Origin of the sequence: Roseicyclus marinus (assembly GCF_030163795.1) — a bacterium.
Classification (GTDB): domain Bacteria; phylum Pseudomonadota; class Alphaproteobacteria; order Rhodobacterales; family Rhodobacteraceae; genus Roseicyclus; species Roseicyclus marinus.
Genome location: NZ_JASJOF010000002.1, coordinates 199,539 through 215,912 on the forward strand (window position 1 = coordinate 199,539; position 16,374 = coordinate 215,912).

Annotated in this window: 14 protein-coding genes; 6 read left to right on the plus strand and 8 right to left on the minus strand. The window is 66.5% G+C overall.

Annotation, left to right across the window (positions count from 1 at the left end):
• Positions 1–20: 20 nt before the first annotated feature.
• From QQK63_RS03825 to aptA, 3 genes are read right to left on the minus strand one after another with little or no spacing between them, the layout of a single operon-like run.
• Positions 21–278, minus strand: coding sequence for a hypothetical protein (locus tag QQK63_RS03825; protein WP_277827379.1), 258 nt, complete (start codon positions 276–278; stop codon positions 21–23).
• Positions 275–1,525, minus strand: coding sequence for a Zn-dependent hydrolase (locus QQK63_RS03830; RefSeq protein WP_277827377.1), 1,251 nt, complete (start codon positions 1,523–1,525; stop codon positions 275–277). Before QQK63_RS03830 ends, QQK63_RS03825 begins: the two co-directional genes overlap by 4 nt.
• A 37-nt stretch (positions 1,526–1,562) precedes the next feature.
• Positions 1,563–2,894 carry an omega-aminotransferase AptA gene (gene aptA, locus QQK63_RS03835; protein ID WP_277827375.1) on the minus strand — a complete coding sequence of 444 codons (1,332 nt, stop codon included), beginning with the start codon at positions 2,892–2,894 and terminating at the stop codon, positions 1,563–1,565.
• Between the two features lie 269 nt (positions 2,895–3,163).
• On the opposite strand from aptA, the gene QQK63_RS03840 reads away from it, so the two are divergent.
• Positions 3,164–3,775 (plus strand): TetR family transcriptional regulator C-terminal domain-containing protein, encoded by a 612-nt coding sequence (locus tag QQK63_RS03840; protein ID WP_277827373.1) that lies wholly within the window; start codon positions 3,164–3,166, stop codon positions 3,773–3,775.
• Between the two features lie 67 nt (positions 3,776–3,842).
• Here the strand turns inward: QQK63_RS03840 and preA are convergent, their stop codons facing one another.
• Entirely contained in the window at positions 3,843–5,147 is a 1,305-nt protein-coding gene (gene preA, locus QQK63_RS03845) for an NAD-dependent dihydropyrimidine dehydrogenase subunit PreA (protein ID WP_277827371.1), read from the minus strand.
• A 78-nt stretch (positions 5,148–5,225) separates the two neighbouring features.
• Positions 5,226–6,560, minus strand: a complete 1,335-nt coding sequence (locus tag QQK63_RS03850) for an NAD(P)-dependent oxidoreductase (RefSeq protein WP_277827369.1) — start codon at positions 6,558–6,560, stop codon at positions 5,226–5,228.
• Between the two features lie 285 nt (positions 6,561–6,845).
• Between QQK63_RS03850 and accB the strand changes: the two genes are divergently transcribed.
• From accB to aat, 3 genes are all read left to right on the plus strand, one after another.
• A complete protein-coding gene (accB, locus tag QQK63_RS03855; protein ID WP_277827367.1) occupies positions 6,846–7,343 on the plus strand; it encodes an acetyl-CoA carboxylase biotin carboxyl carrier protein in 498 nt (165 codons plus the stop codon).
• A gap of 15 nt (positions 7,344–7,358) precedes the next feature.
• The gene (gene accC, locus QQK63_RS03860; RefSeq protein WP_277827365.1) at positions 7,359–8,705 is read left to right on the plus strand and encodes an acetyl-CoA carboxylase biotin carboxylase subunit; all 1,347 of its coding nucleotides are present in this window, start codon (positions 7,359–7,361) and stop codon (positions 8,703–8,705) included.
• Between the two features lie 151 nt (positions 8,706–8,856).
• On the plus strand, positions 8,857–9,519 hold the full coding sequence (gene aat, locus QQK63_RS03865) for a leucyl/phenylalanyl-tRNA--protein transferase (RefSeq protein WP_277827828.1): 663 nt from the start codon (positions 8,857–8,859) through the stop codon (positions 9,517–9,519).
• Here the strand turns inward: aat and QQK63_RS03870 are convergent.
• The 3 genes from QQK63_RS03870 to QQK63_RS03880 all read right to left on the minus strand — a co-directional run bounded on the left by QQK63_RS03870 (position 9,483) and on the right by QQK63_RS03880 (position 10,995).
• Complete coding sequence (locus QQK63_RS03870; protein ID WP_277827363.1) at positions 9,483–10,061, minus strand: DUF2155 domain-containing protein; 579 nt, start codon at positions 10,059–10,061, stop codon at positions 9,483–9,485. The two genes, aat and QQK63_RS03870, sit on opposite strands and share 37 nt — an antisense overlap.
• A complete protein-coding gene (gene mlaD, locus QQK63_RS03875; RefSeq protein ID WP_277827361.1) occupies positions 10,058–10,516 on the minus strand; it encodes an outer membrane lipid asymmetry maintenance protein MlaD in 459 nt (152 codons plus the stop codon). Before mlaD ends, QQK63_RS03870 begins: the two co-directional genes overlap by 4 nt.
• 101 nt (positions 10,517–10,617) lie before the next feature.
• On the minus strand, positions 10,618–10,995 hold the full coding sequence (locus tag QQK63_RS03880; RefSeq protein ID WP_277827359.1) for an NADH:ubiquinone oxidoreductase subunit NDUFA12: 378 nt from the start codon (positions 10,993–10,995) through the stop codon (positions 10,618–10,620).
• Positions 10,996–11,373: 378 nt separating this feature from the next.
• On the opposite strand from QQK63_RS03880, the gene QQK63_RS03885 reads away from it, so the two are divergent.
• Together QQK63_RS03885 and QQK63_RS03890 are read left to right on the plus strand one after the other, a co-directional pair.
• Positions 11,374–12,666, plus strand: coding sequence for an O-acetylhomoserine aminocarboxypropyltransferase/cysteine synthase family protein (locus tag QQK63_RS03885; RefSeq protein WP_277827357.1), 1,293 nt, complete (start codon positions 11,374–11,376; stop codon positions 12,664–12,666).
• Between the two features lie 200 nt (positions 12,667–12,866).
• Entirely contained in the window at positions 12,867–16,277 is a 3,411-nt protein-coding gene (locus QQK63_RS03890) for a hypothetical protein (RefSeq protein ID WP_277827355.1), read from the plus strand.
• Positions 16,278–16,374: the final 97 nt, after the last annotated feature.

Below are 16,374 nucleotides of genomic sequence, written 5' to 3' on the forward strand. Positions count from 1 at the left end.
TTCCCCCGTGTTGCGTGGTCTCAGGTTGTGGGCGTCCGGACGCAGATCATCCGGTTGTCGCGCGTCATCAGCGGCAGGAAGGTCGTTTCGACCCGACCCTCGTAGCGATACCAATAGCAGCCGTCGCTTTCGATGCGGACCTGCGCAAGGTTCTGGCCCGGTGCTGCCAGCGCCCGTACCTCTTCGCTCAATTCCTCGGTCTGACCTTCGGGCGTGGTCGTGGCACAGGCCGACAAAACAAGAATTCCGGCCAGACCGGCAAGGCGCATCAGGGTCATTCTACTATCTCCGCGGTGTCCACGACGGCGTGGAACAAGACGTTGCAGCCGGCGGCGGCCCATTCGGGGCTGATCTCCTCGGCCTCGTTATGGGACAGCCCGTCGACACAAGGGCACATGACCATCGCCGTGGGGGCCACGTCGTTGATCCAGCAGGCATCGTGCCCCGCGCCGGAAACGATGTCCATGTGGGAATATCCAAGCCGCACGGCCGCTTGGCGGATCGCGTTCACGCACCCCTCGTCAAAGGCGGGCGGATCGAATTGGCCCACGATCTGCGCCTCGAAACTGACGCCGATCCCCTCGCAAAGCGCGGGCGCACGTTCCATGAACTCCGCGACCATGGCGTTGAGCTTGGGCAGGATGTGGGTCCGCATGTCGACGGTGAAGACGACCTTGCCGGGGATGATGTTGCGGCTGTTGGGGTAGACGTCGATCTGCCCGATGGCGCCCACGGCATTGGGCTGGTTCTTCATTGCGATCTCGTGGACAAGCTCGGTCACCAGCGCGAGGCCCCTGCCCGCATTCTTGCGCATGTGCATCGGCGTGGAGCCCGTGTGGCTTTCCTTGCCCGTCACCGTGCATTCGATCCAGCGCAGGCCCTGCCCATGGGTGACGACGCCGATATCCTTGCCCTCGGCCTCGAGGATCGGACCCTGTTCGATATGCAACTCGAACATGGCGTGCATCTTGCGGTCACCGACCTTTTCGTCGCCCTTCCAGCCGATCCGTTCCAGTTCGTCGCCGAAACGCTTGCCCTTGGCGTCCACCCGGTCATAGGCCCAGTCAAGGTTATGGCGGCCCGCAAAAACGCCCGAGGCGAGCATGGCCGGCGCGAACCGCGTGCCTTCCTCGTTCGTCCAGTTCACGACGACAATGGGATGTTTCGTCTTGATGTTCAGATCGTTGAGAGTGCGGATCACTTCGAGGCCGCCCAGAACGCCCAGCACCCCATCATACTTGCCGCCCGTGGGCTGCGTATCGAGGTGGGACCCGACATAGACCGGCAGCGCGTCGGGATCGGTGCCTTCACGGCGGGCGAACATGTTGCCCATCTCGTCAAGACCCATGGTGCAACCCGCCGCCTCGCACCAGGACTGGAACAGCGCGCGGCCGCGGGCATCCTCGTCGGTCAGGGTCTGGCGGTTGTTGCCGCCCGCCACACCCGGCCCGATCTTGGCCATTTCCATCAACGAATCCCACAGCCGCTCGCCGTCGATCCTCATGTTCTCGGCTGGTGCCGGCATGACTTCACCTTCCCTATCAGCGTCTTGGCAGCCGTTCTCAATGCAGCCGCTGCAAGATGTCCCTCAGCGTCCCCACCAGCGTATCGATATGCGCCTTTTCGATGATCAACGGCGGCGACATGGCGATGATGTCGCCCGTGGTCCGGATCAGCACGCCCTTGTCATAGGCCTCCAGAAACGCGCTGAAGGCGCGCTTGGTCGGCTCTCCCGCGATGGGTTCCAGTTCGATCCCCGCAATCAGGCCCATGTTGCGGATGTCGATGACATGCGGGCAATCGCGCAAGGAATGCACCGCCTCTTCCCAATAGGGCGCCATCTCGGCGGCGCGTTCGAACAGGCCTTCCTCCTTGTAGGTTTCCAGCGTCGCAAGGCCAGCGGCCGAGGCGATCGGATTGCCCGAATAGGTGTAGCCATGGAACAGCTCGATCAGATGCTCGGGCCCCTGCATGAAGGCGTCGTGGATCTCCTTGGTCGCCAGCACCGCGCCCATCGGGATGACGCCGTTGGTCAGGCCCTTGGCACAGGTGATCATGTCGGGCATCACCCCGAAATGATCGGCGGCAAAGGGGCTGCCCAGACGGCCGAACCCGGTGATGACCTCGTCAAAGATCAACAAGATGCCGTGCTTGGTGCAGATGGAACGCAGCTTTTCCAGATAACCCTTGGGTGGCATCAGAACGCCGGTCGAGCCTGCCATGGGTTCCACGATCACGGCCGCAATGGTCTCTGGCCCGTGCAGCGCCACGATGCGCTCCAACTCATCGGCCAGATGCGCGCCATGTTCCGGCTGGCCGCGCGAAAACGCGTTCTGCGCTGGCAGGTGGGTGTGCGGCAGGTGGTCGACGCCGGTCATCAGCGTGCCGAAGAACTTGCGGTTGTTGACGATCCCGCCCACGGAAATACCGCCGAAGCCCACGCCGTGATAGCCGCGTTCGCGCCCGATCAGGCGCGTCCGCGTGCCTTGGCCGATAGCGCGCTGATAGGCGATGGCGATCTTCAGCGCGGTATCGACGGCCTCCGAGCCGGAATTGGTGAAGAACACATGTTCGAAGGGCTGGGGCGCCAGATCGCGCAGCCGGTTGGCGAGTTCGAACGCCTTGGGATGGCCCATCTGGAACGCGGGCGCGTAATCCAGTTCGCCGGCCTGCTGGCGGATCGCCTCGACGATCTTGGGGCGGTTGTGACCCGCGTTGCAGCACCAAAGGCCTGCGGTCCCGTCCAGCACCTCGCGCCCGTCGGCGGTCTTGTAGTGCATCCGGTCCGCGCTCACGAACATCCGCGGCGTCTTCTTGAACTGCCGGTTCGCGGTAAAGGGCATCCAGAATGCGGACAGATCGTTGGGCACCGGGTTGGAACGGTCGAGCGCCATGGCGGCTTTCCCTGTCTTGCGCCCCCGGTCGCGCGCCGCCGGAGGCTTGGATTGGTATCGACCAGAGGGTCAAGGTCGTGTTTTGACCAAATGGTCAAGGCCACGCTAGCAGAGGCGCTGTGCCAGTCAACGAATTGTCCGCGACGCCATGCGCAAAGACAAGGCAAATGATGGTCAAATGATCGCTCTGCCCGTGTCGCTGCCCGATGGCTGGGCAGCGGGCGAAAGCGCCTCTTGTCTCCGCCCGCGCAGACGGGTCTGATGCAGCCATGCCCAGCGCCCGCCCCCGCACCCGGATCCAGACCAAGAACCGCGAAACGATCCTCGACGCGGCGCTGGAGGTGTTTTCCCAACACGGATTCCGGGGCGCGACGCTCGACATGATCGCGGCCGAGGCCGGGCTGTCGAAACCCAACCTGCTTTACTATTTCCCGTCCAAGGAAGCGATCCACGTGACGCTCTTGAGCCAATTGATGAACACTTGGCTCGATCCGCTGCGCGCACTCGACCCCGACGGCGATCCGGTGGCCGAGATTCTCGCCTATGCGCGGCGCAAGCTGGAGATGAGCCGGGATTTCCCCCGCGAATCGCGGCTTTTCGCCAATGAGATCGTGCAGGGCGCGCCCCGGATGCAGGCGGCGCTGGCGGGTGATCTGAAAAACCTCGTGGACGAAAAAGCCAAGGTCATCCGAGCTTGGGCAGCCGAGGGGCGGATCGCCGATATCGACCCGCATCATCTCATCTTCTCGATCTGGTCGCTGACACAGCACTATGCGGATTTCGACGTGCAGGTCCGCGCCGTTCTGGGCACCGGGCGCGATCCCATCGCCGAGGCGGACCTGTTTCTCGACAGGCTGTTCCGCCGGCTTCTGGCCCCCTGATCCCTTCATCTTTCCACAAATACGGTCGGGGGAGCCCGAGGGGGCCGACAGCCCCCTCGGTTCCGTCCTATTCCGCCGCGCTGCGGGCCGCGGGGTTGTTGGGATGCGTCGTCCAGTTGGCGTAGTCATCGGACACGGTCACGCCCGTGCGCGGATCGACGGCGCCCGCCTCCATCTGCTCCATCGTGATGCAGCCCTCGACCGGGCAGACGTTCACGCAGAGATTGCAGGCGACGCATTCATCATCCTGCACCTCGAACACGCGGTCGGGCGACATGGTGATCGCTTGGTGGCTGGTATCCTCGCAGGCCGCGTAGCAGCGGCCGCACTTGATGCAGGCGTCCTGATCTATGCGGGCCTTGGTCACGTAATTGAGGTTCAGATACTGCCAATCGGTGACATTCGGGGTCGCGCGACCGATCAGGTCGGACAGTGCCATGTCCTTTTCATCAAGATATTGCGACAGGCCCGAGATCATCTCCTGCACGATCTTGAACCCATAGGTCATGGCGGCGGTGCAGACCTGCACGTTGCCTGCACCCAAGGCCAGGAATTCGGCCGCATCGCGCCATGTGGTGACGCCGCCGATGCCGGAAATCGGCAGGCCATGGGTTTCGGGGTCGCGCGCGATTTCGGCCACCATGTTGAGCGCGATGGGTTTGACCGCCGGGCCGCAATAGCCGCCGTGGCTGCCCTTGCCGTCGATCGACGGCTCCGGGCTGAAATTGTCGAGGTTCACGGAGGTGATGGACGACACGGTGTTGATGAGCGACACGGCATCCGCCCCACCCTTTTTCGCCGCCCTTGCGGGGCCACGGATATCGGTGATGTTGGGCGTCAGCTTCACGATCACGGGCATCCGCGTGGTCTGCTTGCACCAGCGGGTGATAGCCTCGATCAAATCGGGCGCCTGACCCACGGCGCTGCCCATGCCGCGCTCGCTCATTCCGTGCGGGCAGCCGCAGTTGAGTTCGATCCCGTCCGCGCCGGTTTCCTCGACCAGCGGCAGGATGGCTTTCCACGCCTGTTCCTCGCAGGGCACCATGAGCGAGACGATCATCGCGCGGTCGGGCCACTTGCGCTTGACCTCCTTGATCTCGCGCAGATTCACCTCCAGCGGGCGGTCGGTGATCAATTCGATGTTGTTGAGACCCAGAAGGCGGCGGTCGGCGCCCCAGATCGCGCCGTAGCGCGGGCCGTTGACGTTCACGACCGGCGGCCCGGCCTCGCCCAGCGTCTTCCAGACTACGCCGCCCCAACCCGCCTGAAAGGCACGCTCGACGTTATAGGCCTTGTCGGTCGGCGGGGCCGAGGCCAGCCAGAACGGGTTGGGCGACTTGATGCCCAGGAAGGTGGAGGTAAGATCTGCCATGGTCCCGGTCTCCCTTTTGCCTGTCAGAATTTTCGCTGGAAAATTCATGAGTTGCGGATAATCGACTGAATGGTCCCATCAGCCCATGAGGCTGGAGTGGATATCTTCGGCAGCGTCGCGGCCTTCGGCGACGGCGGTGACGGTCAAATCTTCGCCGCCACTGGCGCAATCGCCGCCCGCCCAGATGCCCTTCAGGGTTGTGCGGCCCGGACCGTTGACCGCGATCTTGCCGCCGGTGATGTCCAGCCCGTCCGGTGCGCCGTCGAGCGTCTGGCCGATGGCCTTGAGAACCTGGTCGGCGGGAATGTCGAAGGTTTCGCCCGTGCCGACGAGGGACCGACCCTCGGACCTTGTGTATTCGACCCGGACGCCGGTGACCGCGCCATTGCCGAGGATTGCGACGGGCATGGCGTTGAAGACGAAGCGCACGCCCTTGGATGCTGCAAGGTCCTGTTCGTAGCGGCTGGCAGGCATCGCGTCGCGTCCGCGCCGGTAGAGAACCGTCACGCTTTCCGCGCCCAGAAGCTTGGATTGCACAGCCGCGTCGATGGCGGTCATGCCACCACCGATGACGACGACATTGCGCCCGACAGGCAGCGCGGCAAGATCGGACGATTGACGCAGGTCCGCAATGAAATCGACGGCATCGCGAACACCAGACCGATCTTCGCCTGTGGCGCGCAGCGCGTTCACCCCGCCAAGACCCATGCCGAGGAACACCGCGTCGAACTCGGCGCGGAGCCCGTCGAGCGTGATGTCGCGGCCCAGCGCCTTGCCGGTTTCCATCGTGATGCCGCCGATCTCGAGCAGCCAATCGACCTCGGCCTTGGCGAAATTTCCAACGGATTTGTAGTAGGCGATGCCGTATTCGTTCAGCCCGCCGCCCTTGGGTTTGGCGTCGTAGATCGTCACGTCATGCCCGTGCAGGGCAAGGCGATGGGCACATGCTAGACCCGCAGGCCCCGCGCCCACGACCGCCACGCGCTTGCCGGTGGCAGCGGCGCGGGTGAAGGGGTGGATGCCCTGCTCCATCAGCGTGTCGGTGGCGAAGCGTTGCAGGCGGCCGATCTCGACCGGTTTGCCCTCGGCGGCCTCGCGCACGCAGGCTTCTTCGCACAAGGTCTCGGTCGGGCAGACGCGGGCGCACATGCCGCCAAGAATGTTTTGATCGAAAATGGTTTTGGCCGCTGCCTCGGGCGTACCCGTGGCGATCTGGCGGATGAACAGCGGGATGTCGATCGAGGTGGGGCAGGCCGTGATGCAGGGCGCGTCATGGCAGAAATAACAGCGGTCGGCGGCCACCAGCGCCTCGTGCGCATCGAGCGGCGCGTGCAGATCGGAAAAGTTTTCGGCCAGCGTCGCCGGGTCGAGACGGGCGGGCGCGATGCCGGGGGTGAAAGGGCTGTTCGTCATCGGGTGCATCTCCCTGCAGGCGAATGGCTGTGATCTGATCGGAGGCTGGCACGGGTCCCAAATTTTATCAAATGGTAAATTTCTGCGGGGAGGTGTTTCGCAAAGGTTAACGCCACAAGCCGATCGTCGTGCCGAAAAAACGGGCAGCTCCGGGATGGGTCGGGATGCACGGGGCGGGTTTTCCCCGCACGACGCCTGCGCTATACGCGTCAGCCAGACGGACCCGACGAGAGGGTGGAGCGCGGCCAAGGTCTTTTGACCCGCCGCCGAGCTGCGAGGACAAAGATGAGCGACAAGAACGATGCAACCCGCGCCAGCGACGTGGCCTTCATCAAGGCGCTTGCCGAGCTGCTGGACACGAGTGACCTGACCGAGATTCAGGTCAAGCGCGAATACGGCGAGAATGACTGGCTAAACGTGCGCGTGGCGCGCGGCGGCGCGGTCATGATGCAGGCCCCGATGGCGATGGCGCAGGCGCCGATGGCCGCGGCCCCCGTCGTTGGAGCGGCGGCCCCTGCCCCGGCCGCGGTGAGCGATCCCGCGCAAGCGCCCGGCGCCGTGACCTCGCCCATGGTCGGCACCGTCTATCTTCAGGCCGAACCCGGCTCGAAACCCTTTGTCGCGGTCGGCGACCAGGTGGCCGAAGGGCAGACGCTGCTGATCGTCGAGGCGATGAAGACGATGAACCAGATCCCCGCGCCGCGCGCGGGCATTGTCAAGCGGATCCTCGTCGAGGATGGGGCGCCCGTCGAATACGGCGCGCCGCTCATGATCATCGAGTGAGCGGGGCGTAGCGCAATGTTCAACAAGATCCTCATCGCCAACCGCGGCGAGATCGCGCTGCGCGTCATCCGGGCCGCGCGCGAGATGGGGGTGGCCACCGTCGCCGTGCATTCCACCGCCGACAGCGACGCGATGCATGTGCGCATGGCCGACGAGGCGATCTGCATCGGGCCGCCGCCCTCCGGGCAATCCTACCTGTCGATGCCCGCGCTGATTTCGGCCTGCGAGATCACCGGCGCGGAAGCGATCCACCCCGGCTACGGCTTCCTGTCGGAGAACGCCAATTTCGTTCAGGCGGTCGAGGATCATGGCATCAAGTTCATCGGCCCCTCGGCGGAACACATCCGCCTGATGGGCGACAAGATCACCGCCAAGGACACGATGAAGAAGCTTGGTGTGCCTTGCGTTCCGGGATCGGAAGGCGGCGTCCATCATCTCGACACCGCCTATGCGGTCGCCAAGGAGGCGGGCTATCCGGTCATCGTGAAGGCCACGGCAGGCGGCGGCGGGCGCGGCATGAAGCTCGCGCGGACCGAAGCGGAGCTGGAAACGGCCTTTCGCACCGCGCGGAGCGAGGCCAAGGCCGCCTTCGGCAATGACGAGGTCTATATCGAGAAATACCTCGGGCGGCCCCGCCATATCGAGGTGCAGGTCTTTGGCGACGGCAAGGGCCGCGCCGTGCATCTGGGCGAACGGGATTGTTCGCTGCAGCGCCGCCACCAGAAGGTGTTCGAGGAGGCCCCCGGCCCCGCCATCGACCGCGAGACGCGCGACCGGATCGGGGCGACTTGCGCGAAGGCCGTGGCCGATCTGGGCTACGAAGGTGCGGGCACGATCGAGTTTCTGTACGAGGACGGCGAGTTCTTCTTCATCGAGATGAACACGCGGCTTCAGGTCGAACATCCGGTGACGGAGGCGATTTTCGGCGTCGACCTTGTGCGCGAGCAGATCCGCGTGGCGGCGGGCCTGCCCATGTCCTTCGAACAGGGCGATCTGGAAGTGAACGGGCATGCGATCGAAGTGCGCATCAACGCCGAGAAGCTGCCGAATTTCTCGCCTTCGCCGGGACGGATCACCCAGTATCACGCGCCGGGGGGATTGGGCGTTCGGATGGACAGTGCCATTTACGACGGCTACCGCATCCCGCCCTATTACGACAGCCTGATCGGCAAGCTGATCGTGCATGGCCGTGACCGGCCCGAGGCGCTGGCGCGTCTGAAGCGCGCCTTGGGCGAGCTGATCGTGGATGGTGTCGACACGACCGTGCCGCTGTTCCACGCGTTGCTGGAAGAACCGGCGATACTATCGGGCGATTACACGATCCACTGGCTGGAAGGCTGGCTTGCCGAGAACCTCGGCTGAGGATTGGCCCGTCTCGGGGCGGTATCCGCCCGAGCGCATCCCGGCCCTGCCCGAGGGCGGGCCGGTGGTGGACTTGGGCCATGGCCTGCCGCCTGCAAGACTTTTGCGTTTCCCCCATGACTTTCCGGGCGGGCATCCCATATCACGGGGCATGGCACATGACATGTTCGCGTCGGCCAGACCGACGCTGACGCCGGAGCTGATGATACGGGCCTACGCGGCCGGCATCTTCCCGATGTCGGACGGCGCGGATGACGACAGCATTTTCTGGGTCGATCCGCAGCGGCGGGGCGTGTTCCCGCTGGACCGGTTCCACGTCTCGCGCAGTCTGTCACGCCGGATCCGCCAAGGCGGCTTCGAGATCGCGATCAATCGCGATTTCGGGGGTGTGGTGGAGGCCTGCGCCGACCGGCCCGAGACATGGATCAATGCCGATATCTTTCGCACCTACACGGCGCTTCAAGCGATGGGACAGGCCCATTCCGTCGAGGTCTGGATCGATGGCGCGCTGGCGGGGGGTGTGTTCGGCGTGACGCTGGGGGCGGCGTTTTTCGGCGAATCCATGTTCTCGCGCCAGAGGGACGGATCGAAGCTGGCGCTGGTGCATCTGATCGAGCGGCTGCGCGCGGGCGGCTTTCAATTGTTCGACACGCAATTCACGACGACGCATCTGGAAAGCCTCGGCGCGGTGGAAATTCCCCGTGCGGAATATCGGCGGCAGTTGCAATTGGCACTGGCGAGCGAGGCGGATTTCTTTGCGATGGATCGCCAGCGCGTTCAACCGTCCGAGCAGCGCAGCGCCCAGACATCGTAGCGGGGGTGTTCGAGGGCCACGAGCGCGGGGGATGAGGCGACCATCCAGCCGTCGAAGACCGGGGCCCCCGCATCGGTCAGCACCTCGAGATGAACGAAGGCATCCGATGACGGATCCTCGACCGGGTAGCGGCATTCGATGGCCCGGATCGCCAGCCGCCCGAACATGATTGTCTCGCCCATGGCGAGGTCGATGTCGATGGGCCGTCCCAGCATCTTGTCGAGGGCGCGCAGGACCACCCGCGGCGCTTGCGCGGTTTCGGGCTGGAACACGGAGGTGATGGGCGAGCCGGTTCCGGGAAAGCTGCGCAGGGTGACATCGGGTTGGCCTTCGGTGATCTGCAACTGGATCTCGGGGCCGGTGGTGGGCAGGCCGTCATCGGTGCCGAGCGAGGGCGCATCGGGGTCGATCGCCGCGTCGGGGTTGAGTGCAAAACCTTCGAGCGTGCCCCCGCCGAGGCTGTCGAATTGCTGGGCCGGGACAGGATGCCCCGCCACGGCCAAGAGCAGCGCGAAGGCCGAGACCGCGCCGCGCCCGATCATTCGGCGTCGCTGCCCGAAACGAAGCGCATCAGGAGCGTCACGAGGCTGACCGAGCCTTGGGTGTCCATGATCTGGTCGCCGGGGGCATAGGTAAAGGGCGAGCCACCCGGCAGGATCTCGACGAAATTGCCGCCCAGAAGGCCTTCGGACGAGATGGCGATGGCGCTGTCGTCGGGCAATTCGATGTCGTCTCGGAGCGTGAAGGTGGTTTCGGCCCGGAAGGTTTCGGGGTTGAGCGCCATGTCCGTGACGGTGCCGACCCGAACGCCCGCCATCCGCACCTCGGTGCCGACCGAGATGCCGTCGGCAGAGCGGAAGGAGGCGGTGAGCGGGTAGGACCCCCCCGCGGGGCCCGAACCGGTGCTGTTCGCGGCATAGAGAAAGAAGCCCACGGCGACCGCCATGACGGCGGCACCCACCAGAACCTCGGTGATCGTGTTGTCCTGCGTGGCCATGCTTTGTGCCCCCTCGTCAGCCTTCGGTCACCCGGCGCTTATCGCAACTGGGCGCGGACGATCCAAGGGGTCTTGGGCCTGCGCGGCCGCGAAAGTGCCGCTCACTCGGGCGTCCAGGCCTCGTAATCGCGACGCTCGACCGGGTCGGCGCGGCGAATCGAGCCCGCGGGCAGATGCGCGAGCGGCGTGCCGGTCGGGTTGGCGAGATGGGGTTTTTCCCACGCTTTGTGCGGCAACGGGCGTTCATCGGGCGTTTCCGCCCAGGTGTGATGCAGCCAGCCGTGCCAATCGGGGCTGATGCGGCTTGCCTCGGCCTCGCCGTTGAAGATGACCCAGCGGCGTTTGCCGTCGCGTGTGCGATAGAAAACGTTGCCCTGGTCGTCCTGCCCGACCTTGACGCCGTTGCGCGCGGTCCAGAGCTGGGTTCCGACCGTCTGGCCGTTCCACCAGGTCACGAGGCGGTTGAGAAAGCTGAGCATGGGCGGCACCGTCGGGGCGTTGAGGTCAGTTGCGGGTCGTTCTGCCCCATGTGGCGCGGGGCGTCCAGTGCCATGGGGTCGCGCTTCGGGGGCTTGGGCCCCCTCATTGCGGCGGGGGCTGTCGGCGGGGGGCTGTCTGCCCCTCGTTCCGGAGGAATGGCTCAAGCCGGGGGGGGGCTGTCTGCCCCCCGCACCCCCCGAGAGTATTTGCAAAGCAAAGACGGAAAGAACGCGGGGTGGATGCGCGGGGGCGGAGCTGGAACATCTGTCGGGGGTGGTGGGGGGTGCGCGGACGGGCGGCCTTTCCTTGTGCGGGGCGATTGAAGGCGGGGCGCGCTTTGCCTAATGCTGCGCGGGAAGGCCTTGAGGGAGAGACACATGACCGACGCACCAACCTACGGGTTCGACACGCTGCAGATCCACGCGGGCGCGCGGCCCGACCCGGCGACGGGGGCACGGCAGACGCCCATCTACCAGACCACGGCCTATGTGTTCCGCGATGCCGAACATGCCGCGGCTCTCTTCAACCTGCAGGAAGTGGGCTACATCTATTCGCGGCTGACGAACCCCACTGTCGCCGTGTTGCAGGAGCGGATCGCGACGCTGGAAGGCGGCGTGGGCGCGGTCTGCTGTTCCTCGGGCCATGCGGCGCAGATCATGGCGCTGTTCCCGCTGATGGCGCCGGGGCGCAACATCGTCGCCTCGACACGGCTTTACGGCGGCACGGTCACGCAGTTCAGCCAGACGATCAAGCGCTTCGGCTGGTCGGCGAAATTCGTCGATTTCGATGATCTGGAGGCGGTGAAGGCGGCCATCGACGGCGACACGCGGGCGGTGTTTTGCGAGGCGATCGCCAATCCGGGCGGCTATATCACCGATCTGCGGGCCATTGCGGATGTGGCCGATGCGGCGGGCCTGCCGCTGATCGTCGACAACACGACGGCCACGCCCTACCTGTGCCGCCCGATCGAGCATGGCGCGACGCTGGTCGTGCATTCGACGACCAAGTACCTGACCGGCAACGGCACGGTCACGGGCGGGGCCATCGTCGATTCGGGGAAATTCGACTGGTCGGCGAGCGACAAGTTCCCCTCGCTGTCGGCGCCCGAGCCCGCCTATCACGGGTTGAAGTTCCACGAGACCTTCGGCCCCTTGGCCTACACGTTCCACGGGATCGCCATCGGGTTGCGCGACCTTGGCATGACGATGAACCCGCAGGCCGCGCATTACACGCTGATGGGGATCGAGACGCTGTCGCTCAGGATGCAGCGCCATGTCGAGAATGCGGTGACGATCGCGAAATGGCTGGAGGCAGATCCGCGGGTCGATTTCGTGACCTATGCCGGGCTGCCGTCCTCGCCCTATTTCGAGCGGGCCAAGAGCGTTTGCCCCAAGGGGGCGGGGGCGCTGTTCACCTTCGGGCTGAAGGGCGGCTATGAGGCCTGCGTGAAGCTGGTCGATTCGCTCCAGATCTTCAGCCATGTCGCCAACCTTGGCGATACGCGCAGCCTGATCATTCATTCGGCCTCGACCACGCACCGGCAGCTGACGCCGGAGCAGCAGGTTGCGGCAGGCGCTGCGCCCAACGTGGTGCGCCTGTCGATCGGGATCGAGGATCCGGCAGACCTGATTGCCGATCTGGATCAGGCGCTGGCCAAGGCCGTCGGCTGACGAGGGCGTGCCGGAGGCAGGGGGGCGCGGCTTTTCGCGCCCCTTTTTTCTGGCGCCGTTTGGACATAGACTGATTTCCGCCGATACCGGACGCACCCTGCGGGCAAGTGTTTTCCCCGCGCGTCTTGTCATGTAGACCGGCGTGACGAAAAGGGGCGACGCGCACGGCGCGCCCCGATGGCTAGGACCCGAGGTCGGATGTGACAGTCGAATTCGCGCTTTTCCTGTCGCCGGAAGGCATCGCGCTGGCGCATCGCCAGCAGGCCGGCCATTGGGCACTGGTGGCGGAGGCCCGCCCCGAGGGCGATGACCTTGGCGCGGCCATGGCCGAATTGCGCGGGGCGGCGGAGGCACGGGGCGGCGGCGATGCGCCTGTCGTGCTGGTTCTGCCCGATGACCAAGTTCTTTACACCTCGTTCATGGCCCCGACCCATGACGCCGAGCTTGTGGCGGCGCGGATCACCGAAGCGCTGGACGGTCTGACGCCCTATGCGGTCGAGGATCTGGTCCATGACTGGCGCGCGGTCGAGGAGGACCGGGTGAAGGTCGCCGTCGTGGCGCGCGAAACACTGGACGAAGCCCGAGATTTCGCGCTGTCGCATGGCTTTACCACGGCGGGCTTTGCCGCGATGCCGCCGGCCGAGCGTTTCCCCGCGATGCCCGTCTTTGGAGACAGCGCGGCGGCACTAGGGATGGATCCGGGCGGGATGGCCTTTGGATCGGACGATTGGACGCCACCCGAATCGTCGCCCGAGGTGGAGGCGGAGACACCCGAGGCGGAAGCCCGCGATGACGCGGAGGCAGAGGGTGAGGCCGAGGCGGCGTCGACATCCGGTCCGGAGACCGCGCCCGAGGCGGGTGCTGGCCCGGATGCGGAAGCAGACGCGGATGCCGGGGCCAAGGCGGCCGATAGCACGCCGGATGATGCGGCGGCGGATGCTGGAGAGGCGGCGGCCAAGGCCAAAGCCGAAGTCGCGCCCGAGGTCCCCGCCGAAGATGCGGCGCTGGGTGAGACGGGGCCGCGCGATGCCGAGGGTCGTGATGCGCCCGACGCAGCCGATCTGGCGGAAGCGGCGAAAGAGGCCGGCGAACCCGAGGCGGGAGCGGACGCAGCCGCAGAGCAGGACGCGCGCCCCGTGGCGCAGGCGGCCGAACCCGAAGCCGATGTGGCCGCAGAGGCCAAACCCGATGCCGCACCCCTGGCGGAAGAGGTGGCGGCGGAACCTGCCCCGGAGGTGAAGGCCGCCGATCCCACACCGACCGACGAGGGTGTGGAGGAGACGCCCGATCCGATCGTGGATCCGACACTGAACCAGCCGATCACGCCCCTTGCGGCGGAGCCTGACCTGCCCCTGCCCGATGCTGCGGATGAACCAACCCCGGAGTCGGAGCGGGACGCCGCGCCGGAACAAGATCCCGAGCCCCTGCCGCAGCCCAAGGCCGCGAAAGAAACCGCCCCGGCCGATAGCCCAGAGGGTAAGGCCGCGCGCGGCAAGGGCGAGGGCCGGATGCAGCGCCCGTTGAGCGCCGAGCGCCCCGATGGGGCCGCCGCCCGGCCCGCAGCAGGCCCCAGCCTGTCCACCGCGCCTGAAGGCGCTGCTGAGACGGGCGAGGACGGGTCGGAGGGCGGCAGCGGTCCCGTGCTGGGCTTTGCGGCCCGTCGGGGCAAGGTGCCAAAGCCCGATGCGGGCGCTGGCGATCTGTTGTCCGGGCGACCCTCGCGGCTTGGTTTTGGCAGCGCGGGCACTGGCACGGGCACGGGCACGACCCCGCCTGTCCTGCATCCCGATGCGACGGTAGGCCCTGCGACGCCTGCCCCGGTGCGGCCCGGTCACCGTCTGGCCGCGCAACTGGCGCGGGTGAGGGACGCAAGCAAGCTGTCGGGCCAATCCGGCGCGGTGCAGGCGTCAGATGCGGCCTTTACCCCTGCCCCTGCATCGCGCGCGACCGCTGCACCGGCTGCACCGGTCGACGCGGCGGCGCCTGCCGCGGCCCCGGCGAAACGGGGCACCCCGATCTCGGCGCGGCTGGGCCTGTCCCGTCGCCGTCAGGCCGAGACCGACACGACACAGACGCCGACGCACACGCCGACACCCGGAGGCGACAGCGCCGCAGCCTTTTCCAGCGGGCTTTTGGCGCGCAAGCCGGTGGACAGCGCCGGACCGTCCTTCAAGACCGGCCTGATCCTGACGGTGATCTTGCTGGTGCTTCTGGCGTTGATTGCGATCTGGTCGGCCTTGTTCCTGCCTGACAGCCCAATTGCCCGGCTATTGGGCGGCGGGAACGAGCGCGAGGATGTCGTGCTGGTGGACCCGCCGCGCGACACCCTTGCACCGCCGATGGCAATCACCGCGCCCCCGGCGATGGGTGCGCTGGATACGGGCACAGCCCTCCCCGAAGACGCGGCGGAGACCTTGGCGCAGGCAGCAGAGGTTTTGCCCGAAGCGGTCCCCGCCGACACGGAAACCGGCACCTTGGAGACTGCCGCGCTGGAGGCCCCCTTGGCCGAGGGTGTCGTCGATGCGGGGCCGGACGCGCCATCGGTGCCAGTCCTGCCCGATATCGACGCCGATCTGGACCTGCCCCCCCTGCCGCCCCTGCCCGAGGATATGCTGCCTTCGGTCGAGGAAACGGAGCGGATCTATGCCGAGGACGGGATCTGGCCCCGGACGCCCGACCGCCCCACGCTTGGCAGTCTGAGTACGTCGAACGAGATCTACGTCGCCTCGATCGACCCGGAAGTGCCGGTGACCGATGCGATCGCGTTGGCGGATCCGGCGCTGGATCCGGGGGAAATCCTGCGCCGTGTGCCGCCACCGCCGCCTTTCGGCGTCACGCCGGATCGAGATGCCAGCGGCCTTGTCACACCAACGCCCGAAGGCGTTCTGACCCCCGAGGGGGCTTTTGTCATTCTGGGCCGCCCCGCGGTCGATGCCATCCCGCGCCCGCGCGAGATCGTATTCGAGACCGTGCCGGACCTGCCGCAGATCGACGTACAGGATGCGATCCTCGGAACGGTTCAGCCCACCCCGCGCCCCTCGGATCTGGACGAGACGCGGGAACGTCAGATCCTCGGTGGGTTCTCGGCCAGCGAACTGGCGGCATTGCGCCCCGAGGCACGCCCGGTCTCGGCACAGGAAGCGGCGGCGCAGGCTTCGCTTTTCCCGCAAGGGGCGGACGGTGCGGCGGAGGTCGCGGAAACGACGCCAGAGGCAGCGCCTGCGGTCGTGGACGCAACAGCATTGGCGGTGGCAAGCTCGCGCCTGCCACGGGCGCGACCGGGCAATATCGAAGAGATGGTGGCGGCTGCCGTCGTCGCCGCCCCTGCGGTGCCGCAAGAGGCCATCGCGCGGGCGCCCTCGATCCCGTCGAATGCCGATGTGACCCGCGCCGCGACAGAGCGCAACGCGATCCGGCTGCGCGACATCAACCTGATCGGTGTGACCGGCACGCCCAACGACCGGCGCGCGCTGGTGCGCCTGCCCTCGGGACGGTTCGTTCGGGTGGCCGTGGGCGACCGGCTGGATGGCGGACGGGTGGCGGCGATCGGAGAAACCTCGCTGCAATATGTCCGCAACGGTCGGAACGTGACGCTGGAGATCCCGGGGTAAGGCCAACTGCGTCGGCGAGTCTTGTGTCGCTCCGCGCAGCCTGACGATCCGGGCCGCGCAGGCGGCCGCGAAGAGCGGTGGCGCGTCTGAAGGCGCA